Annotated in this window: 12 protein-coding genes and 1 pseudogene; 10 read left to right on the top strand and 3 right to left on the bottom strand. The window is 60.5% G+C overall.

The features are described from left to right. Positions 1–80: 80 nt before the first annotated feature. The 4 genes from NKI58_RS14430 to NKI58_RS14415 all read left to right on the top strand — a co-directional run bounded on the left by NKI58_RS14430 (position 81) and on the right by NKI58_RS14415 (position 5,554). Positions 81–1,466, top strand: coding sequence for a hypothetical protein (locus NKI58_RS14430; protein ID WP_352853395.1), 1,386 nt, complete (start codon positions 81–83; stop codon positions 1,464–1,466). A 92-nt stretch (positions 1,467–1,558) separates the two neighbouring features. Beyond that, complete coding sequence (locus NKI58_RS14425) at positions 1,559–3,424, top strand: competence protein CoiA family protein (RefSeq protein ID WP_352853393.1); 1,866 nt, start codon at positions 1,559–1,561, stop codon at positions 3,422–3,424. Positions 3,425–3,528: 104 nt separating this feature from the next. Further along, entirely contained in the window at positions 3,529–4,458 is a 930-nt protein-coding gene (locus NKI58_RS14420; RefSeq protein ID WP_352853392.1) for an abortive infection family protein, read from the top strand. Then, positions 4,439–5,554 (top strand): hypothetical protein, encoded by a 1,116-nt coding sequence (locus NKI58_RS14415; RefSeq protein ID WP_352853391.1) that lies wholly within the window; start codon positions 4,439–4,441, stop codon positions 5,552–5,554. Before NKI58_RS14420 ends, NKI58_RS14415 begins: the two co-directional genes overlap by 20 nt. A 232-nt stretch (positions 5,555–5,786) precedes the next feature. Here NKI58_RS14415 and NKI58_RS14410 read toward each other — a convergent pair whose 3' ends face one another. Continuing rightward, entirely contained in the window at positions 5,787–7,568 is a 1,782-nt protein-coding gene (locus NKI58_RS14410) for an ATP-dependent helicase (protein WP_352853421.1), read from the bottom strand. After that, on the bottom strand, positions 7,561–9,348 hold the full coding sequence (locus tag NKI58_RS14405; RefSeq protein WP_352853390.1) for an ATP-dependent nuclease: 1,788 nt from the start codon (positions 9,346–9,348) through the stop codon (positions 7,561–7,563). Before NKI58_RS14405 ends, NKI58_RS14410 begins: the two co-directional genes overlap by 8 nt. 99 nt (positions 9,349–9,447) lie before the next feature. On the opposite strand from NKI58_RS14405, the gene NKI58_RS14400 reads away from it, so the two are divergent. From NKI58_RS14400 to NKI58_RS35555, 5 genes and pseudogenes are all read left to right on the top strand, one after another. Further along, positions 9,448–10,254 (top strand): hypothetical protein, encoded by an 807-nt coding sequence (locus NKI58_RS14400; RefSeq protein ID WP_352853388.1) that lies wholly within the window; start codon positions 9,448–9,450, stop codon positions 10,252–10,254. After that, a complete protein-coding gene (locus NKI58_RS14395) occupies positions 10,251–12,095 on the top strand; it encodes a PD-(D/E)XK nuclease family protein (protein ID WP_352853386.1) in 1,845 nt (614 codons plus the stop codon). Before NKI58_RS14400 ends, NKI58_RS14395 begins: the two co-directional genes overlap by 4 nt. Beyond that, positions 12,092–12,241: a hypothetical protein gene (locus NKI58_RS14390; protein WP_352853385.1), complete on the top strand. Its 150-nt coding sequence runs from the start codon at positions 12,092–12,094 to the stop codon at positions 12,239–12,241. Before NKI58_RS14395 ends, NKI58_RS14390 begins: the two co-directional genes overlap by 4 nt. Next, a pseudogene (locus NKI58_RS35560) lies at positions 12,192–14,547 on the top strand (UvrD-helicase domain-containing protein); the annotation flags it as partial. The gene NKI58_RS14390 and the pseudogene NKI58_RS35560, both read left to right, overlap by 50 nt. Positions 14,548–14,937: 390 nt before the next feature. Then, a complete protein-coding gene (locus NKI58_RS35555) occupies positions 14,938–15,378 on the top strand; it encodes a hypothetical protein (protein ID WP_502898816.1) in 441 nt (146 codons plus the stop codon). 601 nt (positions 15,379–15,979) lie between these two features. On the opposite strand, the gene NKI58_RS14375 is transcribed toward NKI58_RS35555, so the two are convergent. Further along, positions 15,980–16,903, bottom strand: coding sequence for a hypothetical protein (locus NKI58_RS14375; protein WP_352853384.1), 924 nt, complete (start codon positions 16,901–16,903; stop codon positions 15,980–15,982). 447 nt (positions 16,904–17,350) lie between these two features. On the opposite strand from NKI58_RS14375, the gene NKI58_RS14370 reads away from it, so the two are divergent. Next, on the top strand, positions 17,351–18,022 hold the full coding sequence (locus tag NKI58_RS14370) for a TIGR02391 family protein (protein WP_352853419.1): 672 nt from the start codon (positions 17,351–17,353) through the stop codon (positions 18,020–18,022). Positions 18,023–18,839 lie beyond the last annotated feature (817 nt).

Genomic DNA, 18,839 nt, shown 5'->3' with positions numbered 1-18,839 from the left:
GAAAAGGGGGTTGTGACCGCCTCTTACTTGCCACATGAATTGTAAGATTTGACGCGAGATTCGTTTCTCGAGGTGAGGCCATGAGTATACCTGTGATGCCGCCAAATAGAGAGCATCACTTCTACGCATCGATAGCCAAGTTCCTGTTTCATCATCCTGAACATGGCGTCGTGTCCGTGAGTGACCCGATAAGGCTAAAGGATGCAGAACGGTATGTGCTCAGTCCTTTGATACTCTATGGGCTCACCGTTGCTGGACTACCTATTCGATGGATGACTTTCGCTCCGGTTATCCAGCCCAAGGCGTTCCGTGAGGTGTTGCTCGACGCTTGGACAAAAGCCGAGGGTTTGCGCGGCCTGCCGGACGTCCTCCGGATCAACCGACATCTTGCAAAAGCCAGCCCGACGCTATCGGCGGACATGGCAAGAATCGGCGTTCGACTCGAGATCGCTTCTGCCAAAGAGAAATCCCTTCCGGCGTCATTGCGCTCAGCGCAGGAAGCCGGCAAGTGGCTGCCGAGAAAGCACGAGTTAGATGATACATCACTTGCCCAAGCCGTGCAGACCCTCTGCCACGATGCGCAAGACAACCACAATCACAATGCCAGAGGCGGTGCTCACGGGCTAGGCAATCAAGAGCTTGGCGCTCAAATTCAGCAGTGGTTGGCGTTGCCGACGCGACAGCCGGGAACAATCCCGACTGAAGGACTGGATTGGGAGCCCGGTCCATGGCTGTCATCCTGGGAAGCCGCACTGCCACCGGATCAGCTTCGTTACTTCAACCGAAGCAGTTTTGACGGCAGAACCTGGCTTCTCGCAGGAGGAGAGGCGTCCGACGTCCCCATCGAGGACGACGATTTCTCAACTGGGTTTGACCACGACAATTCAGCAGAAATCGCCAAAGATCTCTTGGCATGCTGGCCCAACTCGCCCGCGGGAATAGCCAAGTCCGCCGGGATTGCCTTGCGCCACCTCCAATGGTTTGTCTCGGGGAAAACTACCTTGGATCGTACCGCGCGCTTCAGTTTGGAAACCGTGTTGGGCATTGAGTATGACGAAGGTGTGGGCTGCTACACCGCGGCCGGACCTTACGTCCTGATCGCGCAGAAGCCCCAGGCAATCGAGAGAATCTACGAGGATATTTCCGGCGGAGGGGACGCATGTCCATGTGAAATCGTCCCATCGCAAGGGCCTGCCGACCCGAGCTGGAGATACGTGCTGATCAACGCATTCGGAAAGCCGCCGACCTTTGTCATGGCGCCTCGCGGAGAAAAGATTGCGGAGCGTCTTCCGGACCTGATGATCAACTATGAAGGGATCAGGGCTGTCTCTCAGGCCCTTTTTCGGGATGTTGTGTCCACCTGCGCCCGCGCATGCCGGGAGCCTGCTGCCAATGTCCGGGAGATGAGAGACTTTGCAAAACGCTATGAAGAGCAGTGGATTGATTGCATGTGGCAGCCGGAATGAAATTCAATCAGTCGCAGGCGAACGGTGCTGATTCGTAACGAATACACCGCCCCGGGGTTACCTTCTGGCCGGTTAATGTCGGTGATGGAAGCATGACGAAAGCTCGGCTCGGACAGCTCTTCGACTGCACAGAACAGGGCGCGGCCTTTGTCGCGGAGGCCGCCGACGGAACACTCGTCCATGTTGATGACGTACCCTCTGGCCTCGCGTGTGCATGCAACTGTCCCGGCTGCGAAGGGCGGATGGTCGCCAGGAAAGGCGCCGTCAAGGTCCATCATTTCGCGCACCACTCGGAGCGGGACGGCAGCACATGCACATCACCGGGAGAAACCGCCCTTCATAAATTCGCGAAGAATATCCTCGACGAGCGGCTCGAAATCGCGCTCCCGGAGATGGTGGTTGAAAACAGCGACGACCGCGAAGTGGTGGTTCAGCCGACCAAAATAGCATTCGAAGCGGCTGTTCTTGAAGCGAGGGTTGAAACCGTCGTTCCGGATGTCGTCCTGGAATTACGGGACCGTAAGCTCATCGTCGAGTTCAAGGTCACCCACGCATGTGACGAGGTGAAGATCGCGCGCATTCGATCGATGAATGTCGGCGCGATCGAGATCGATCTTTCCGCGTACCGGGAGCGGCCACTGGATGAGCTCGCGGAGGAAATCCTCTACAACGCTCCAAGGATCTGGCTCCACAATCCACGGGAGACGGATGCCCGGGCGCGGCTGGCCGAAAGGGCGCGCAAGCGCGCTGAAGCCCGGCAAGAAGAAATCGGGAAATACTCAGCGAAGTATCGTCATCGTCGGCCGGTGAGCGGTGAAGGAGGTGGCGTTTGCGAGAGCGCGGTGCGTCGCGATGGTCTTGGTGCGCTTATCAATCTCGACATCGACGGCGCCGGCTGCTTCACCGTTCCAGTAGCCGAGTGGCAGGCCGCGACAATCCTGGAGCTGCTTGCTCACGGTCATACGCCTTTCAGAACGCGAAACGGTCTCTCCGGTTTGAAGAGGCGCGGATGGATCCATCCGGAATTCAGAGCTGTTCCCCATGACATCGCCATTGGACTCAAGGAGGCGGGAATACCATTCGCCTCACCCCTCGGTGCGGTGGAAGCCTATCTCAGACAGCTTGTGCATCTAGGCTTCCTGCATCCAGCGCGGTCGGAGATATGGCGGCCGACATACTCGATGCTGCAGAAGGTCGAGCAGGCAAAGGATTTGCGCGCACGACCGACGAGACGCCTTGCAGAGATTCGGGAGATCGTCACCAAACAACTGGATGGTCTGCCGGATGAGGAGACTTCCTCATTCGTTTTCGAAACATGGGTAGATACCGTGTTGACTGGCCGGACCCTGTCGATCGCCGAATTGCTTCAAAACGACGAAGCCGAGTGGATATCGCTGTGTGATGACATCGCAAACGTTCGGACAAACATCAGATTCTCACCGCGAGCAGATATCGACCTACTCGGCCTGCCCTGTGCAGGCGAACTTGCGCGAGCGATCGAAAGCAAGCGCCTGGAGGCCAAGAAGCGAGTCCGTCGAGAGCGCGAAGCCGAGCAAGAGGCCGCCGCGTCTCGGATCAAGCAATTGCGCGATCGTGTGTCGCGTGACATCGGCGATCACGCCCCGACGTGGCTATCCACTCCGATCGCCGCATCGGGCGGGTTGTTGCCATTGGATGCCGCCGCGACCGCCGAGGGTTTCACCGCTGCGATCCGCGCCCTCGATCAGCGAGTTCGGGAATTGGAGTTGGAGGAACGAGGACGACGCCACAAGGAGAAAGCGGTGGGCGATCTGGAGGCTCTGGCGCGATCACGATACTACAATCCCGATCATGCAACCTTGTGGATGCGGAGTTCTCGCCGTGAGCTTGGTGGAAAGTCTCCTGCCGAGTTCACGATCAATGACGCAACACGGGACCAGTGCGAAGCCCTCCTTCCGCCGAAGCGCTCGCTTCGATAGAACTCCGTTTAGAGAGGCCGTTTGGCGCTCGCGCCACCGACAATGTGAAGGATTTTCGTGGAAATGGACTTCATCAATCCGATGCGCAGGAAATGACAACGCGCATGCTGTTCAGCCAACGCTATGTGCGGGCCATCGAGGGCAATGCGCTCACCGTCGATATTCCCGAGCCGGCGCGCCGCAAATTATGGGCCCAGTTGTCTGCATTCAACATGCCGATGCGGATCCAGCGTGATCCCTACGACAATTGGGTTTCCAGCACATCCGTCTTGGAGGAAACCGAGAGCGACCTTCTCACCGAGCATGGTTGGCAACGGCTACCGGTGACACCCTATCCCGCCGACACGCAATACCACGAAGCGCTGCGGCTGCTCGTGCTTCGTGGTGACGGTCCGTATGTATTCGACACCATCGAAGTTGCGTCCAGCTACATGGACCCCACCGAGAAGGACACGTTACGCAGGAAGATTAACCAGATCTTCGAACTCCATGATTGCCCCTGGCGTATATCAGACGGGGAGTTCTTCAAACTCGATGCCGATTTCGTCGGTGCCAAGCTCGCGGCGGGCGCCCACGATTCTCTCGCAGCAAACCAGTTCGCCGGCGCAGCCAACGAATTTGCAAAGGCACGCCAATATCTCGGAATGGGAGACGTGCGCGAGGCGATCTTCTTTGCCGGCCACAGCTTCGAGAGTGTCATGAACGTTCTGACGAAACTGGAAAACGCCAATGGCGACCGGCTGATCAAGGAATTGGGCGCTCAAGGCTATTTCGACGACCTGCCGCAAACTATGCGCGCCGGTTTTATGGATCAGGTCCTCCGAACGCTGCCATTTTTGCGCAACAAGCTGGGTGGTCACGGACAGGGCAAGGACGTTGTCGCCATTCCGGGCGCGTATGGCGATCTCGCGATCCAGATTGCTGCCGCCTTCCATAACTTCCTCATCACCAAACATCTCGAACGTGCGCCACCGTCGGAGCCCGTGCCGGCAAAGCAGACGGAGCGTTCTGCCGATGACGACATTCCGTTCTGACGATTCTCCTTCCGCATTGCCGGACAAGCGCATGATGATCGTCCGGGAGACCGGCGAAGACGGGCGAGCCGGACGCGAGGTGCGGCTCACCGACCTCGAATTCGAGCCGTTGGGCTATGAGCATCTGGTGAATTGCAAGCTCGATCAGCCGATGATCATCCCGCTTGCTGGCCGCGGGACGATTGTCGGGGGCGATGTCTCTGACGCCGAAATTGGGCACACGGGTCGCTTTCGGACGGAGCTACAAAGTCGGTTTGCCTCGAAATCCATTGGCCTTGTCAAAGGAGGCTGGCTGCCTTCAGCCCTAGCGATCCAGGACAACTCTGTCGTGCTGCCGGATCGTTGCGTCGTTGCCGAACTCGATCGCCGGTTAAAGGATGGCATGACCAAGCACACCGGGCGCAGCGATTTCATCGACCTGTTCGCCGACCATGCAATCCGCATCAACCCCGGGCTATTCGCTCTCGAGGGCGGCGAGAGGCAACACCCGACCGCGAGTTCGGCGCGGCACAGCCTCGATGAGGCGGTGAGAAAGCTCCGTTCGGCGCTTCCAAAAGCGATCCTGGTTGCGGACGATGCCAATGGTCTCAAGGGCGTCCTCGGGTTGATCGAGGACACCCGAAGCGGCATGGATCGCAAGCAGGATTTCCTCATCCGCCTCAATCCCAGGCTTCAATCTCCGGTCGCCCTACACAGAGTACAATCCGTCGGCAATGAGGTCGTCTCGACCGCGAAGGCCTGCGGCCTTCAGGTGCGCTCGCTGGTCGTCCTTGCAGCCCTCAGTTCAGTCGTTGTCGCAAACGGGAAAAGTCCGGCCAAGGGCCTCCTTAAGTTCAAAGCGCGTTACGGAAGAGAGGAAGCCTACAATGCTCTGGCTGATCTGCGGTCGCTCGAACTGCTGATGCATATCTTTGCCATCTGGCCAGATCAACGCGTGATGCTGTGCACCGCCGACAAGGACCTGGCGTTGTTCTGGAGCGGGATTCGCGCGTCCAACTTCGTGCGACATGGAGGCCACATCAGCTTCGACATCGACCCTGGGGCCCTCTTTCCCGGCGTTACCCAAGAACAATGGATGACGTGCCTCACAGACTGATTCGAGCACCCTGGCGCGGGCTGCAACCTTACCACGCTCGGAAAGCCCAGGCCGGCAAAAAAAGCTGTCGTCCGCGCGGCCTCAGTCTCGTTGCCGTCTGAACGTCCAGCGCTGCGGCGCTGCTCGCCTGAAGCCATTGACGCATTTTCGTGGAAAGACGAGCGACTTCGATTGATAACCTCAAGGCCTGGATCCAGGCGGACGTGTACTCAGCGTTCCTTTTGGTGCACGGTCAATTCTGCTGACTTCGCTGATAGAGCTCGAAGATCCACGGCGAATGGTGGTGCTCCTGATAGACCAGGCTGAGGTGTTTTTTCGGGCGTGTCACGCCGACGTAGAACAAGCGCCTGGCCTCGCGAAGACTTGTGGGGGTCTGCCGATCGCGCGCGCTCGGCATATCGGAAGCGTTCACTCCGTACATGATGACGGCGTCGAACTCCCGCCCCTTGGCGCTGTGCAGGGTGCTGAGGTTGACACGTCCGGATCCCTCCGTCCGTCCGGCGAAATGCGCCAATGGCATGTCCAGATCGCGGGCCGGATCGGTGTTGGAAATCATCTCGTCGCAAACGTCCCACTCCTGTTCGGAATTGCGAGCGACCATGCGCCATGGCGTGATGAGTTCTCGTGCCACCCGTTGCAGCCAGACGTGGGTGGTTTCGCTGCTTCCGAGTGAGGTGCTGAGAAACCCCATGAGTTGGGCGGATAGTTCCTGTTCCTCACGCTCACTGGCGTGGCGCCCGTAGACGAGCGTCATTGCTTGCGACAGGAGCCGCGCATAGGGCGGCTCGGCATCGCGCCAACCGCCCGTGATCCAGCCGGCACATCCCTCAATGAAGCGTGCAAGGCGAGAACTTCTTTTGACCAGCGCGTTCGTGTCGGTTCGGAAAAAAGGGATTCCCGCTTCTTTCAAAGAGGCCGCCACTTTGTCGCCGAGCCAGGCGGCCCGGTAGAGAACCGCGATTTGCCCCAGTTGGAGCCCTTGTTCGAGAAGCTTCGGGATGATCGTATTGGCGACCGCCTCAGCTTGATTGTCGTGTCCGTACGGAACTGGCCAGAAGCTGAGATCGCCGTCGGGAGCGCCATCGATGCCGTGATAGTCACGCTCCTCGCCAAGCGCACCGAGCGAGGCTCGAATGATCTTCGCGCCGGAACGGTAGTTGAAGCGGAGCCTGATCGTGCGCACATCGGGGCGGCGGGTTAGGCTTTCCAGCAGCTCAGGATTGGCGCCGGCGAAGCCGTAGATCGACTGGTCGGTGTCGCCGACAGCGAACAGACGAATGCCGCCCTCGAAGCAAAGCAGGAGGACGAGTTCGTGCAGCGCATGACCGAGATCCTGGTATTCGTCGACAAACAACACGGGGAAACGAGCTCGAACAGCGTCGCGAATCCAGCCGTTCGCCTTGATCATGCGATAGGCGATCAGCGGCATGTCGTCGAAATCGATCAGCCCTTGCCGGCGCAGCTCGGCCTCGTAGGCTTCAACGAAACGAGCCAGCTCGGGATTGTGCCCCTGCCATTCAGGCCGCGTGCGATCGACATCGCGGACGCGCTTTTCCGACGCGAACTTCCATCTGTCGTGAGGGTTGTCCGAGCCGTTGATCGATTTGCTGTAAGCCGCTTCCACAGCGGCCCGCATCTGCGATTTGCTCGCGACCTTGAAGTCCGCGGGAAGCCCAATGGGCACGCAGCGCGCATATGGGCCGATGACCTGGCTGAGCGCGAAGCTATGCACGGTGCCGATGAAAGCGCGGTGTCCAGGTACGATCCCAAGGCGGGCGAGGCGTGTTTCCAGTTCGATCGCGCAGTCGTTGTTGTAGGTGATACAGGCTACGCCGCGAGGATCGGGTACGTCCTGGATCAGGGCGCGTGCCATGGCGATCGTCAGCGTCTTGGTCTTCCCGCTTCCAGGGCCGGCAAGCACCATGCAGTGACCTTTTTCCACGACGGCGGCGGCCTGCCCGGGATTGGCCTTGAGATCGGCCAGGGCTTGAACAAGGGGCCGGTCGCTAAGCATTGGCAACCAAAGCCACGACGTTGTTGATGGCGTTTTCGATATAGGCGGGCGGATTGAGCCCGATGGTTTTCTTGGCCAACCGGGCACCGAGCCGGCCTTTTCCAACGCTTGCGACCATGGCCAGAAGTTGTTCAGCATCAACCTGTGTGCCGCCTCGCCAGTCGGCAATGCGCTTTGTCCTCACCGAACCGAAATTCTGTTCGCTCAGGATATCGAGAAGCGGGTCCAACAGCGCTTGCGTGTTGGCGACGGAGACTTCGAAGGTTTGTTCGTTGAGGAAGATTCCGGATTTCGCCGCGTCGGCGCTGAATGCGGCATAGTCTGATGCTTCCCACCTCGCCACATCTGCCGCCGTCAGAAGAGGCTTGCCACGAACGGCGAGCATGTCCTGCCAGAGATCAAAGGTTCGCTTCTTGCCGAGAGGAGGCTTGGTGCCGTCGAGGGGATCCCAGTCGGTGATGACACAATAAGGCAGTGTCAGCGCCTCGGCGAGCTTGACATAGGGACGGAAGTTCGTGCCGGCGACGTTGCAGACCGTGATCCCGAGGTCGTCGAGCGAATAGCCAAGAGAGGAAGCGAAGACTGGTAGCAGCGCCTCCTCCGCGTCTCCTTCAACAAAGATGACGCCCCGCGCGAACAGCAGCTCGGCTCGGGTGGCGTCGAGATAGTTTTCGAGATCGTCAAGCTCATCAGGCGTCACCGGCAGGGTCGCCAACGAGAAAGCCTGCGTCGCGCCTCCCCTCCTCTTCAACTGGACGATCGATCGCAGTGGCGCCACCGCGGCCAGAGTGGGCGAATGGCTGGTGACGATCATGGCTCGGGAAGCGTCGACATCGCCGAGCAATTTCGCGAAGACGGATCGCTGCAGGTGCGGGTGAAGATGCGCCTCCGGCTCTTCGATGCAAAGCAACGAGAAATTGCGTTCGTTCTTCTTCCGGCGCCATGCAAACTCCGCAAGCTTCAGTGCCAGCAGGGCAACATTTGCCGACCCGAGGCTGGCCTCCGCGATGCTGCGCTTGCCGTTATCGATGAACATTGCGATCGCCCTGAATAAGCGAAGCGGGTCGGCCGGCGCAAATCTCAGGCGCGCGTCGATGTCATGCGCCTTTCCCGACAAATGGGCGATTCCGGCGCGCAGTTCATCTTCAAGCGTCTTGATGGTCGGAAAGGCTTCGAGCGTCTTGCTGGCTTTTTCGAGCTCCGTCGCAACCGCGTCTAGGTCCGGGCGGCTGATCCCGGAAACAGCCTCCTCAAGCAGATGGCGCAGTGGCGAACTCCGCCAGCTCCCGAGCTGTCCTTCTGCGTCGCGCAAGGCGTCGAGCAGATCGATTGCGATCCGGCGACGTACCTTTCCTGGAAGGGAGCGCGTTTCGTCGCCGCCGCCAAAGACCAGAAACTCGCAATCGGCAGCCGACTGTGGAGCACCGGTGACATCGGACTTCTTGCGGAAGACGTAGCTGAGCCGTGCGATGCTCGGATTGTGAGGCGCTCGAAAATCGGTCAAGAGCGCGGTGAGCGCCATGTCCGTCGCGAAATCGGAAATCTCCAGATGCACCTCGATGGGCGCGCTGTAGTCGGTAGGCCCGCCATCCCAGAAATCCGTCAGCTTCAGCTGCCTTGCCGAATCGGGCAGTGTGGGATCGAGGATGAGCTGGATCGCGAACAGCAGATTGCTCTTGCCAACTCTGTTTTCTCCGAGCAGCACGACATTGCCGGCCAGGGCAACGTCGATCGATTGAAAGTTCCTGAAATTCCTGATGCTCAACTTGCTGAGATACATTTTCCTCCCCAACGTCTAAGCTTTTTCTTTGCCTGAGCTTCAATAGCGGGTGATTTTGGGCGATCACAGTGCCCTGTTGGAAGAACATGACCAAAACCGATGCCTATTCGTTCCACTGACGTCGTCGATGGCATGCTGGCGCTTCGCAGCGCTCGCGCTTCCGCTGCGCGGGAAGGTGCAATCGGTCGTGAGATCGTCACCCTGCCCCTGCTCGCCGCGCGCCTTGTCGGCGGCTTCACCACACCGGCCGGCACCGACGTGCTCTATCCGGCAATCCAGGCGGCGCTGACCTCGGAAAGCTTTTGCGACATCGGACCGGTGGCAGCGTTGCCAGGGATGCCGCGCGCGGTCCTGCATGCGCTGGATTGTGCCTGGCGGGCCGACCTTGACCTGTCGACCCTGGGCGGGACGCCGAGGTTTGATGACCTGCATGTCATCGAGACCTACGTCCGCGATCACATTCCACCCGCGCATATGCTGCCGCGCGATCTTCGCGACGCCGCCCTCAGGCGAGTCGATCTTGCGCGCGGCTTGCTGGGTCCGGTGACGCTTTCGGGAGTGGCGGACATCGATCCGCTTTGGCGGCCGCTTGTCAATGAGCTTGCTCGCGTCACCGATCTCACCTGGGAGCTGCCGGAACCTGTCGAACAACCGTGGTTCGGAGGGTCGATCCGGAAAACGCCGGCGACGACTCCGGTCCGAACAACGGCCGAGGCGAGCGCGGACCCCAAGTCGGAGGTCGTCGAGGCTTTGCGCTGGACCCGACAGCTGCTCGCCACCGGGAAGGTGAAGGCACAGGACATCGCCATCGCCGCGACTTCGACTCCTGACTGGGACGATCATTTCTGGCCTATGCGAGAAGTGCCGGGCTGCCCTTGCACTTCTCCCACGGCGTGCCTGCCTTGAGCACGCCGGAGGGTCAGGCCTGTGCTGCGCTGGCAGACATTCTTGTATACGGTCTCGACCAGGAACGTATCTGGCGCTTGATCCGACGGCTGCCTTCGCGTCCATTCGCCGGTTTGCTTCCGCCGGACTGGTTCGCTGCTGTTCCGCGAAGCGCGGGTCTGCGGAGCCTCGGCCAATGGCAAGAAGTGCTGGCGGCGGCCAGGCCGCAGCGCGCCGATGGTGAACTGGCCGAGCACGTCCTGCTGCCCATTCTCGAGCTTCTAGCGCGCGGAGCGGAAGTGGCCGGGGAAGCAGGTTCGCGGATGCTGAGCGGCGCCAGCCTGGCGATGTGGGAAGAGGCGCTGCGAAGCGCGCCGGCGCAAGCCATTGCCCTGTCGCTGCAAGCATTACGTGTCGCCGACCAGCTTGACCCAGCCAACAGCGTCGTGTGGTGCCCGGCGTCGCAATTGGCCGCATGTCCGCGGCCGTTCGCGCGCCTGCTTGGCCTCACCAGCCGGTCCTGGCCGCGCTCGGAAAACGACGACCCGCTGCTGCCGCACCATTTGCTCGACCGCCGCAGGCTCCATCCCGTGGGTGTCGCTGAGCGCGATCGGCGCCATTTCGCGGTCATCCAGGCGCACACCCGCGAACAACTCATTTTGTCGCGCTCGCTGCGCAACGCCAAGGGCGGCGTCCTGTCTTCCAGTTCGCTTTGGCCTTCCGACGAGATCGTGCATAAGCGCGACCGCATTCCAGGGCATGCTTTCAGCGAAGCGGACAGACTCTTGGCGAGACCGCGCGATGCCGGCCAACTTGCGCATGTTCGCCAGAGCCAGCTTTGCTGGCGCAACTGGCAATGGCCTTCGACACTGACGCCGCATGACGGCCTCTCAGGCGCCAACCATCCGGCGATAGAAAGAGCCTTGGCGAGAGTCCAGTCGACGACGTCGCTCCAGCGGCTGCTGCGCGACCCGCTCGGGTTCGTCTGGCGTTACGCGTTGGGTTGGCGCTCAGTGCGATTCCAGTCCGACCCGCTGCAACTCGATGCAGCCTCGTTCGGCGAACTGGTGCATGGGTTGATCAGCGGCGTGATCGCGGCGCTCGAGCCTGCGCCGGGCTTTGCCCGCGCGAGCGCCAGCGAGATCGAAGCGGCGATCGGTCATGCTTCGACAGCGATTCTGAATGCCTGGCCGCTTCAGCGCTCAGTGCCCCCGCCGATTCTGTGGCGCCATACGGTAAATGAGGCTGCGCGTCGCACGGCCAGAGGCCTTGCCGCCGACGATCAGGTCAGATCCGATACGCGCAGTTGGACGGAAGTGCCGTTCGGCCAGCGAGATGCCGCACAGGAGGAGGCGCCATGGGACACGACGGGCGCGGTGCCGATCGGACAAACCGGCCTGGTGTTCGGCGGCCGCATAGATCGGCTCGATATCCGCGCCACAGGCGATGGCGCGCGCATCACCGACTACAAGAGCGCCAAGCCGCCTCCGAAGCACCAGCGTATCGCATTGGGCCAGGGACGGGAGCTGCAGCGTGTGCTTTACGCGATAGCGGTCCGCGCGTTGCTGCCCGAAGTCAGGACGGTTGTGGCGCGCCTAATCTATCTCGCCGACGATCCGGCAACTTTCGAACTCAAGGGCGACGAGCTCGATGCGGTGGTGAACGAAGCTGCAGGCTATCTATCGGCGGCAATGGCGATCCTGCTCAGCGGCAGCATTGCGCCGCGTTGGGAGCAGGATGCTGACTATGACGACATGCGGCTAGCGCTTCCGGCCGATCGCGAAAGCTACCTGCGCCGCAAGGCCTCCGAGTTCCGGGCGGCCAACCAGCCGCTCAACCGGCTGTGGAGCGCCTCGATATGATGCTCGTCGATCAGGACGCCCGCTGCCGGGCCATGACCGATTTCTTCTCGATCCTGCTGGTCGAAGCGGCCGCGGGAACCGGCAAGACCCTCGCTGATGGCCGGTCGCGTCGCTATGATGCTCGCAGCCGGCCATCAACCAGGTGACATCGCCGCCATCACCTTCACGGAACTCGCGGCGAGCGAGCTCGCGCGCCGCATCAGGGAGACGATTGAACGGCTACTGGCGGGCGATGTTCCTGCTTTCCTAAAGTCCGTTCTTCCACATGGCCTTTCGGACCAGCAGCACGATGCGCTCGTCGCCGCCTCTCCCCGCCTCGATGAGCTGACGGCAACGACCACTCATGGATTTTGCCAGGCGATCATCCGCAGCCATGGCATCGAGGCTGGCCTCGATCCCGGTGCCCGCGTGGTCGATGCGAGCGTTGCCGACAATCTGTTCATGGCCGAGCTGTCGGCCTGGTTCGCGCGTCGGCTCGCGGCCGATGCGGCGGAAGCTGACCCAATCGTCGTCCTGGCTGAAGAAATCCCGCTTCAGGTCGTTGACCTTATTCGGGAACTTGCGAGCCTGCGGCGCAAGCATCCCGATGCCCAACCGATCCCTCCCTCTGCCGACGCACGGCCAGACATTGATTTCGTCCAGATGGTGGACGATTTCGACCGTTGGCAGGCAGGCGCAGCGCCGGACAAATGGCTTTCCGACATCGCCCACGAGTTGCGCCGGCTTGCGGAGCGCTATCAGGATTGTCTCGCAAACAAGGAGGATTTTGGAAGCCTATGGCGGCTTTGCGATCCGGGAACCGGCCGTCTCTTCCAGCGCAAAGGCCTGCAACTCAAGACCTACGACGAGGCCGCGAGGGGCTTCGGCGCGCATCGCAACGATGCCGGCACCGGTGACGGCCGGGCGCTCTATGAAACCGTCGTCATCGCCTGGAGCGAGCTCGTCGGCCATATCGCCAGCACGCTGGTGTGCTCGCTATCGGCCTCGCTCGACCAGCTGCTCGAAAGCTATCAGGCGCGCAAGCGGGCTGCCGCAGTGCTGGATTTCGACGACCTGCTGATCCACGTTCGATCGCTGGTGCGCGGCCACGAGGAGGTGCGTCAGGCCGTCGGCCAGCGCTATCGCTATATCCTTCGATGAATTCCAGGACACGGACGGCATCCAGAACGAGATTTTGTTCTCGATCGCCGCTGAAGCTCGACCTGCGCGATGGGAAGAATCGGAGCTGCGGCCCGGCGCGCTCTTCCTGGTTGGCGATCCGAAACAGGCGATCTATCGTTTTCGCGGCGCCGACATCGAAGCCTACGAGCGCTGCCGCCGCCTGATCGATAGCCAGGATCAGGGTGCGGTGCTCGAGATCACAGCCAATTTCCGATCGCTCAGTCCGATCATCGACCACGTGAATGTCTGCTTCGATCCGGTCTTTGCCAAGCCCTCGCAGCCCCGATACGTCGCGCTGGCGCCGACACTGCTCGAGACGTCGCATCCGCTTCCCTGCGTGGCGCGCTTCACCGTCGAGGTGGCGACCGAGGGCCGCATCTACGCGGAAATGTTTCGGGAGGCCGAGGCCGAGCGGGTTGCCGACATCTGCGCCGTGCTGATCGGCAACGTGCCGATACAACGCGCCGACAAGACATGCACGCCGCTCCAGGCCGGCGACATCGCGCTGCTTTCGCCGGGACACACGGAACTGTGGCGCTATGAACGGGCGCTCGAGCAGCGCGGGCTCGCGGTATCCTCGCAAGCCGGGCAGACACTGATGCGACGGCAGGAGACGCAAGACATTCTGGCTTTGCTGCGGGTCCTCGCGGATTCGTCTGACACCTTAGCCTTTGGCGCGCTGATGCGCGGACCGTTGGTCGGCTTGAGCGACCAAGAACTGCTCGATATCACCGCGACCCTTGCCGCCAGGGAAGAAGGCCAAAGCTTTTTCACCGTGCGGACGGACCCCGAACTGGTGCAGCACGCGCTTGCCAGTGATGTTCTTGTAGAGCTGCAACAGCTTCGCCGGCGGGCGTCGATTGTGACGCCGAGCCTGATTCTTGCCGAAGCCATCGAACGCCTGAACGTTCGCGTGATCATGGCGGCGCGACATCGCAACCGAAGTGCCCGCGCGCTCGCCAACCTGGACGCCCTGATCGAGAGAGCCCGCGGCTACTCCGTCGCTGGCCTGCGCGCATTCATCCGCGATCTCCAGTCGGATTGGGAGCGCAAGGCACGGGCGCAGGAAGGACGCATCGACGCCGCCGAGGATGCCATCGAGATCGTCACCATTCACAGCGCCAAGGGCCTGGAGTGGCCGGTCGTCATTCCAGTCAATTCCACGACCGAACTCTATCGACCGGATCAGTTCGTGCATCGGCAATCCGATAACAGCCTGCACTGGATGCTCGGCGGCGTCGCGCCGCCGGAGCTGGCTGCAGCGCGTGCCGCGGAAAGCCTGGAGGATGCCAATCAACGAGAGCGGATCTGGTATGTGGCCTGCACGCGGGCACGGGATCTGCTGATCCTGCCGCACATCCCTCAGGCGTCCAAAGATTCGTGGTTCAGCTCCATAGATCTCCGTCAGCAAGACATTCCCGAACTAGACCTTTCATCCTTCGCGCCGCGGGAAACGTCGGGACGGGCCTCTCGGCCGAACGAACAGTCTTCCGACATTTTTGCCGCCGAGCAGCAGTCTGTCGAGGAAAGCACACCGCCAATTGTCTGGCGCCGGCCCAGCGAGCATGACGCCGATCGGCTCGGCGATCATCTCGATGGAGTCGTAAGCTCGGAGACTTACGCCGAACATCTTGACGTCGTCGGCGCCGGAGCGCGCCGCGGTGTCATCCTTCACAAGCTGATGGAAGAGTTTCTCACTGGCGAGCTTGCGGTCGAACTCGGCTCAAGCGTGTCCCGCGCTCGCGATCTGCTCGATCAGCTGATGGCCGACGTCGTCGACGACGAGGCTCGGCCCGACCCCAAAGAGATGGGAGCCACGGCGCTTCGCGGCGTCGCACTGCCGCAGATTGCCGAACTGCGACCCAATCTCGTGCCCGAAATCGCAATCTGGAGCCATGACGAGGTTGGCCTTATCGCCGGTCGGGCCGACGCCTTGGTGATCATCGAAGACAGTGTCGACGCTGCGATCGACTGGAAGTCCGATGTGAATCCCTCGCCGGCGGTGCGCGAAGCCCATGCGCAGCAGCTGCGTGATTATCTTTCTGCGACAGGCGCCAAACGCGGAGCGGTGGTTTATCTGACGAGCGGCGAGATCGCCTGGGTCCAACGGCGGACATATTGAGCGTCCGCGATCAATAGCATCCTCAGGATCGGTTTGTAGCGCGTAGGCATGCCCAAGCTAAACGGGATGCCTGTTTCTCGCACCGCGGCCTCACCCTTCGTGTTGGGCGGCGGGCTACCTGCAATCCTCGCAGCAGACGGAGCTGCATCCCTGTTTTTACAGATTTAACACGTCTTGATTTTTGGAAGAACGTATGACGTGCGACCTTGGCGCTGCCGAAAGCAATACCGCGAGAGACGATCATGCGTGAAGTAAACGGTCTGCCAAAGTTTGGAACGGTACATCGTCTGAATGATGGATACACCAAGCCAGACAAGAATGGCCTTCGGATTCCGGAGCGAAACAAATGGGCGGATACGCGCCGCTGAGCTCGAGGCGAAACTGCGTAGGCTATATGGTTATGACCATCCAGGGATCCCCGAGATGATATCGAATAGTGATATTATGGACCAACGAGCGGCAGCGGAGCTAGCTGGCGGCATAGCAACGCTGGCAAAGCAGCAATACGATGAACGATCAAGGGAACGCGAACGCGATATGTCTCGTTAGGTTGCGGCACAGCATAGGTTCGTGCAGCGTTAAAGCCCTCGATTGCAGGAAACTACAGCACTAGCAGTAACCGGCTGTAGTCGTCTGGATCAAAGGCATCCTCCCTGATCGGGTCAGCGTCGGTCCAAGACCCGTATATGTCTTCCATCAGGCCGTCGTAGGCCATCACCTCCAAGGTTGATACGGTCTTCCAGCCGCGCACGAATTTGCCAAATCGCTCGCGGTCGAGCGGATCGGCGGCCGCAGAACCGGCAAGCTCGTAAACAGAAGACCAAGTGTGGTCAGGAATAGGTGGAACGTCCAGCTCGTCGGAAGCGTGTTTTTCCAGAGAAGCCTGGAAGCATTCGCTATTGATGGAGGCGAGTTCGGCGATCAGGCAGGCCAGTTCCGTAACTGGGCCCGGATCCAGCACCTCGCGCCCTATCAGATCCGGGCCTGAGAGAGGGAACCGATAGGAAAACAACTCCCGATGGTCTCTGAGCGCGGCAAGGCGCTCACGCCACACAAGCCGGCGCGCCGGATCCAGGGCGCGCATGTACTCGGCGGTTCGGTTCAGAATGTTTTCGTGTGTCATCTCGACTGTTTTATGCTCGTCCCATTTCACATGGGGGGACGTCAGGAGATAGGCCCTGCAAGCGTTAAGAACCGCGTAGTAGTTGAAATACGGTACGCCGATCAGAAGATTTCGTTCAAAGGCGTATTGGGCTGATCCGGCCAACAAGGATGCCGCGGTGACGAATTTGAGCGCCAGATAATGGCGAAGCACCCAAAGGCTGTTGTCCTGGGCTCCGAACGCCTTTGCGATCGGAGCGAACAGCCGGCGCGTAACGGCGCAATAGTTTGATATCTGTTCTGGTGTGGCCTGCCTCGGGAGCTCACGGTAGGTGTAGCAATAGGCGGACCCGGTGGCTTGGCGGATGCCATCGTGAGGGCCTGCTTGCGTTGACCGCAGCAGGATCTTGCGGATCGTTTGCAAAGCCAGTCCCCGTCCAAAAAGCGCTATACCAGATCAGAGAAGTCCTTAGCGTGCAAAAGCTCACGCGCCAAATAGCGCGCATTCCGGTGTCGTGATGATGCAACTGTTGCTTGACAGTGCATAGCCCGGCCGAGGGTGCGATTGCGAACAAAACAGGAATTTGAGATCGTGCCCGGCAGAAGCCGGGCATGATTCGGACCTCGCCTGCTGCCGTCGACCGCATGATTCTCATGCAGTCGGTTTCTCCAAGACGCCCGATCGGCCAGTGTCGACTTCGAGGCGCGGAGGTATGTGGCGTAAGGCACCAATAGGGGGGGAGTCGTGCATTTCACTCAGGATCAGCTCCAGGCGATAGCCGATGCCCTTGCCGACAAGTCGGAGGGGCTGACTGGAACCGAAATCGGATTCCTTCTCCAGACTTGCAACATCACCGATACCGATCCGGCGATGACGAACCGGCATCGCCTCTACAATGCATTTGCTCATGAGCAAAACCGGAGCAAAGAAAGAACCCGCATTCTTGCCTTCATCAGAAAGGCGATGAAGCCGACGCGATTTGCGCGCGAGGCCGCATGTTTCGAGCCGATGCGGGCGAGTCTCAATCGCGCGCTCGCTTTCGTCGGAATGTCGGTGGATGCGACTGGAAAACTCGAATCTGCCACAAAGGCCGGGACCCTCGCTGAAGCGGAGCGCAGGGCGAGAGAGCTGCGGGCGGACTTGCTCTCGCGCGGAGTCCATCCAGACGTGCTCTCGTTCTGCAAGGAAGAGCTGCTGCATGACAATTACTTCCATGCCGTGCTTGAGGCGGTGAAGAGCGTCGCCGATAAGGTCAGAAAGCGTACCGGCCTCTTGGATGACGGCGCAGCGTTGGTCGATCGCGCCTTCAGCGGGAGCCCACCCATGCTCGCGATCAACGCGCTTCGGACCAAGAGCGAGCAGGACGAACAGAAGGGTTTCTCGAACCTTTTGAAGGGCACGTTCGGGATGTTTCGCAATCCGGCGGCTCATGAAGCCAAGGTGAACTGGGCAATGTCGAAGGACGACGCCGAGGATCTGCTTTCCCTGGTATTGCTGATCCATCGTCGGATCGACGCCGCGACAATGCCTCCGAGGGTGTAAGAGGAGTGCGTGTTCCCACCCTTTTCGAACTTATGTCCTGCACGTCCGAGGGAAAGCGGACGGTTGCGGAGTCCATGGACACCGGCGAACCAGTCCATATCGACGATGCCGTGTCGGGCCTCGCCTGCAGGTGCATATGCCCGGGATGTGGCCGGCAGAATCACACCGCGCCGGAGAAGAACGGCGATCGAGGGAGGCAGCCGAGAAGGCTGAGCGCGAAGCGTTGGACCGGGTGACGAGTCTTCTGAGATCCGTTGAGGCCGCCATGGCAGTAGCGCCGCCAAAGAATGGATGTCGATTGGGCAGGACGCCTGGAGCGGAGCTTCTCCGGCGGCAATGGCGAGGCGATCTCAAACGGACTTATGGAAAGCGATTGATGCCATCGACCGATGGAAGGACCATCTGCGCGAAAGGAGTCGGCTAGACGATCGGCGCGATCGCTCCCTTCGCGCTGCAGCACGGGCAAATTTCAAACGCGAGACCTCGCAGAACTTTGGCTGCGACAACCTCTGCGGGGCCTGGACGGCGTGAGGCCGGTCGACCACTGCGTTGATGACGGCACGCTGCAGGCTTGTCTTCAATTTCTGCCCGGAAAAACCCGTCGGTAGCTGTCGCTTGGCAGTTAGTTATGAGAATGGCTTGTCAATGATTTCAGCAGGTTAGCCATACACTTAATTTGAGAATCTACACTTAATTTGATAATCGAGCCCGGCCATTGGCACTTAATATGAGAATCAACGCCAGCAACTTGCCGGCATCGCATTTGCCGAAGGTGCGTGTGAAATTCAAAGGAAGCACGGCCTTCACGATAATGCGA

Source organism: Mesorhizobium sp. M0522 (genome assembly GCF_040321085.1).
In the GTDB taxonomy this organism is placed as follows: Bacteria; Pseudomonadota; Alphaproteobacteria; order Rhizobiales; family Rhizobiaceae; genus Mesorhizobium.
Note: the sequence above shows the minus strand (reverse complement) of the source record. Positions and strands in the feature narration are given on the sequence as shown.

Bases quoted from the DNA above. Each gene is read 5' to 3' on its own strand.
- NKI58_RS14430 (WP_352853395.1), top strand. From the start codon at position 81: ATGAGTATACCTGTGATGCCGCCAAATAGAGAGCATCACTTCTACGCA.
- NKI58_RS14425 (WP_352853393.1), top strand. From the start codon at position 1,559: ATGACGAAAGCTCGGCTCGGACAGCTCTTCGACTGCACAGAACAGGGC.
- NKI58_RS14420 (WP_352853392.1), top strand. From the start codon at position 3,529: ATGCTGTTCAGCCAACGCTATGTGCGGGCCATCGAGGGCAATGCGCTC.
- NKI58_RS14415 (WP_352853391.1), top strand. From the start codon at position 4,439: ATGACGACATTCCGTTCTGACGATTCTCCTTCCGCATTGCCGGACAAG.
- NKI58_RS14410 (WP_352853421.1), bottom strand. From the start codon at position 7,568: ATGCTTAGCGACCGGCCCCTTGTTCAAGCCCTGGCCGATCTCAAGGCC.
- NKI58_RS14405 (WP_352853390.1), bottom strand. From the start codon at position 9,348: ATGTATCTCAGCAAGTTGAGCATCAGGAATTTCAGGAACTTTCAATCG.
- NKI58_RS14400 (WP_352853388.1), top strand. From the start codon at position 9,448: ATGCCTATTCGTTCCACTGACGTCGTCGATGGCATGCTGGCGCTTCGC.
- NKI58_RS14390 (WP_352853385.1), top strand. From the start codon at position 12,092: ATGATGCTCGTCGATCAGGACGCCCGCTGCCGGGCCATGACCGATTTC.
- NKI58_RS35555 (WP_502898816.1), top strand. From the start codon at position 14,938: ATGGAAGAGTTTCTCACTGGCGAGCTTGCGGTCGAACTCGGCTCAAGC.
- NKI58_RS14370 (WP_352853419.1), top strand. From the start codon at position 17,351: ATGACGAACCGGCATCGCCTCTACAATGCATTTGCTCATGAGCAAAAC.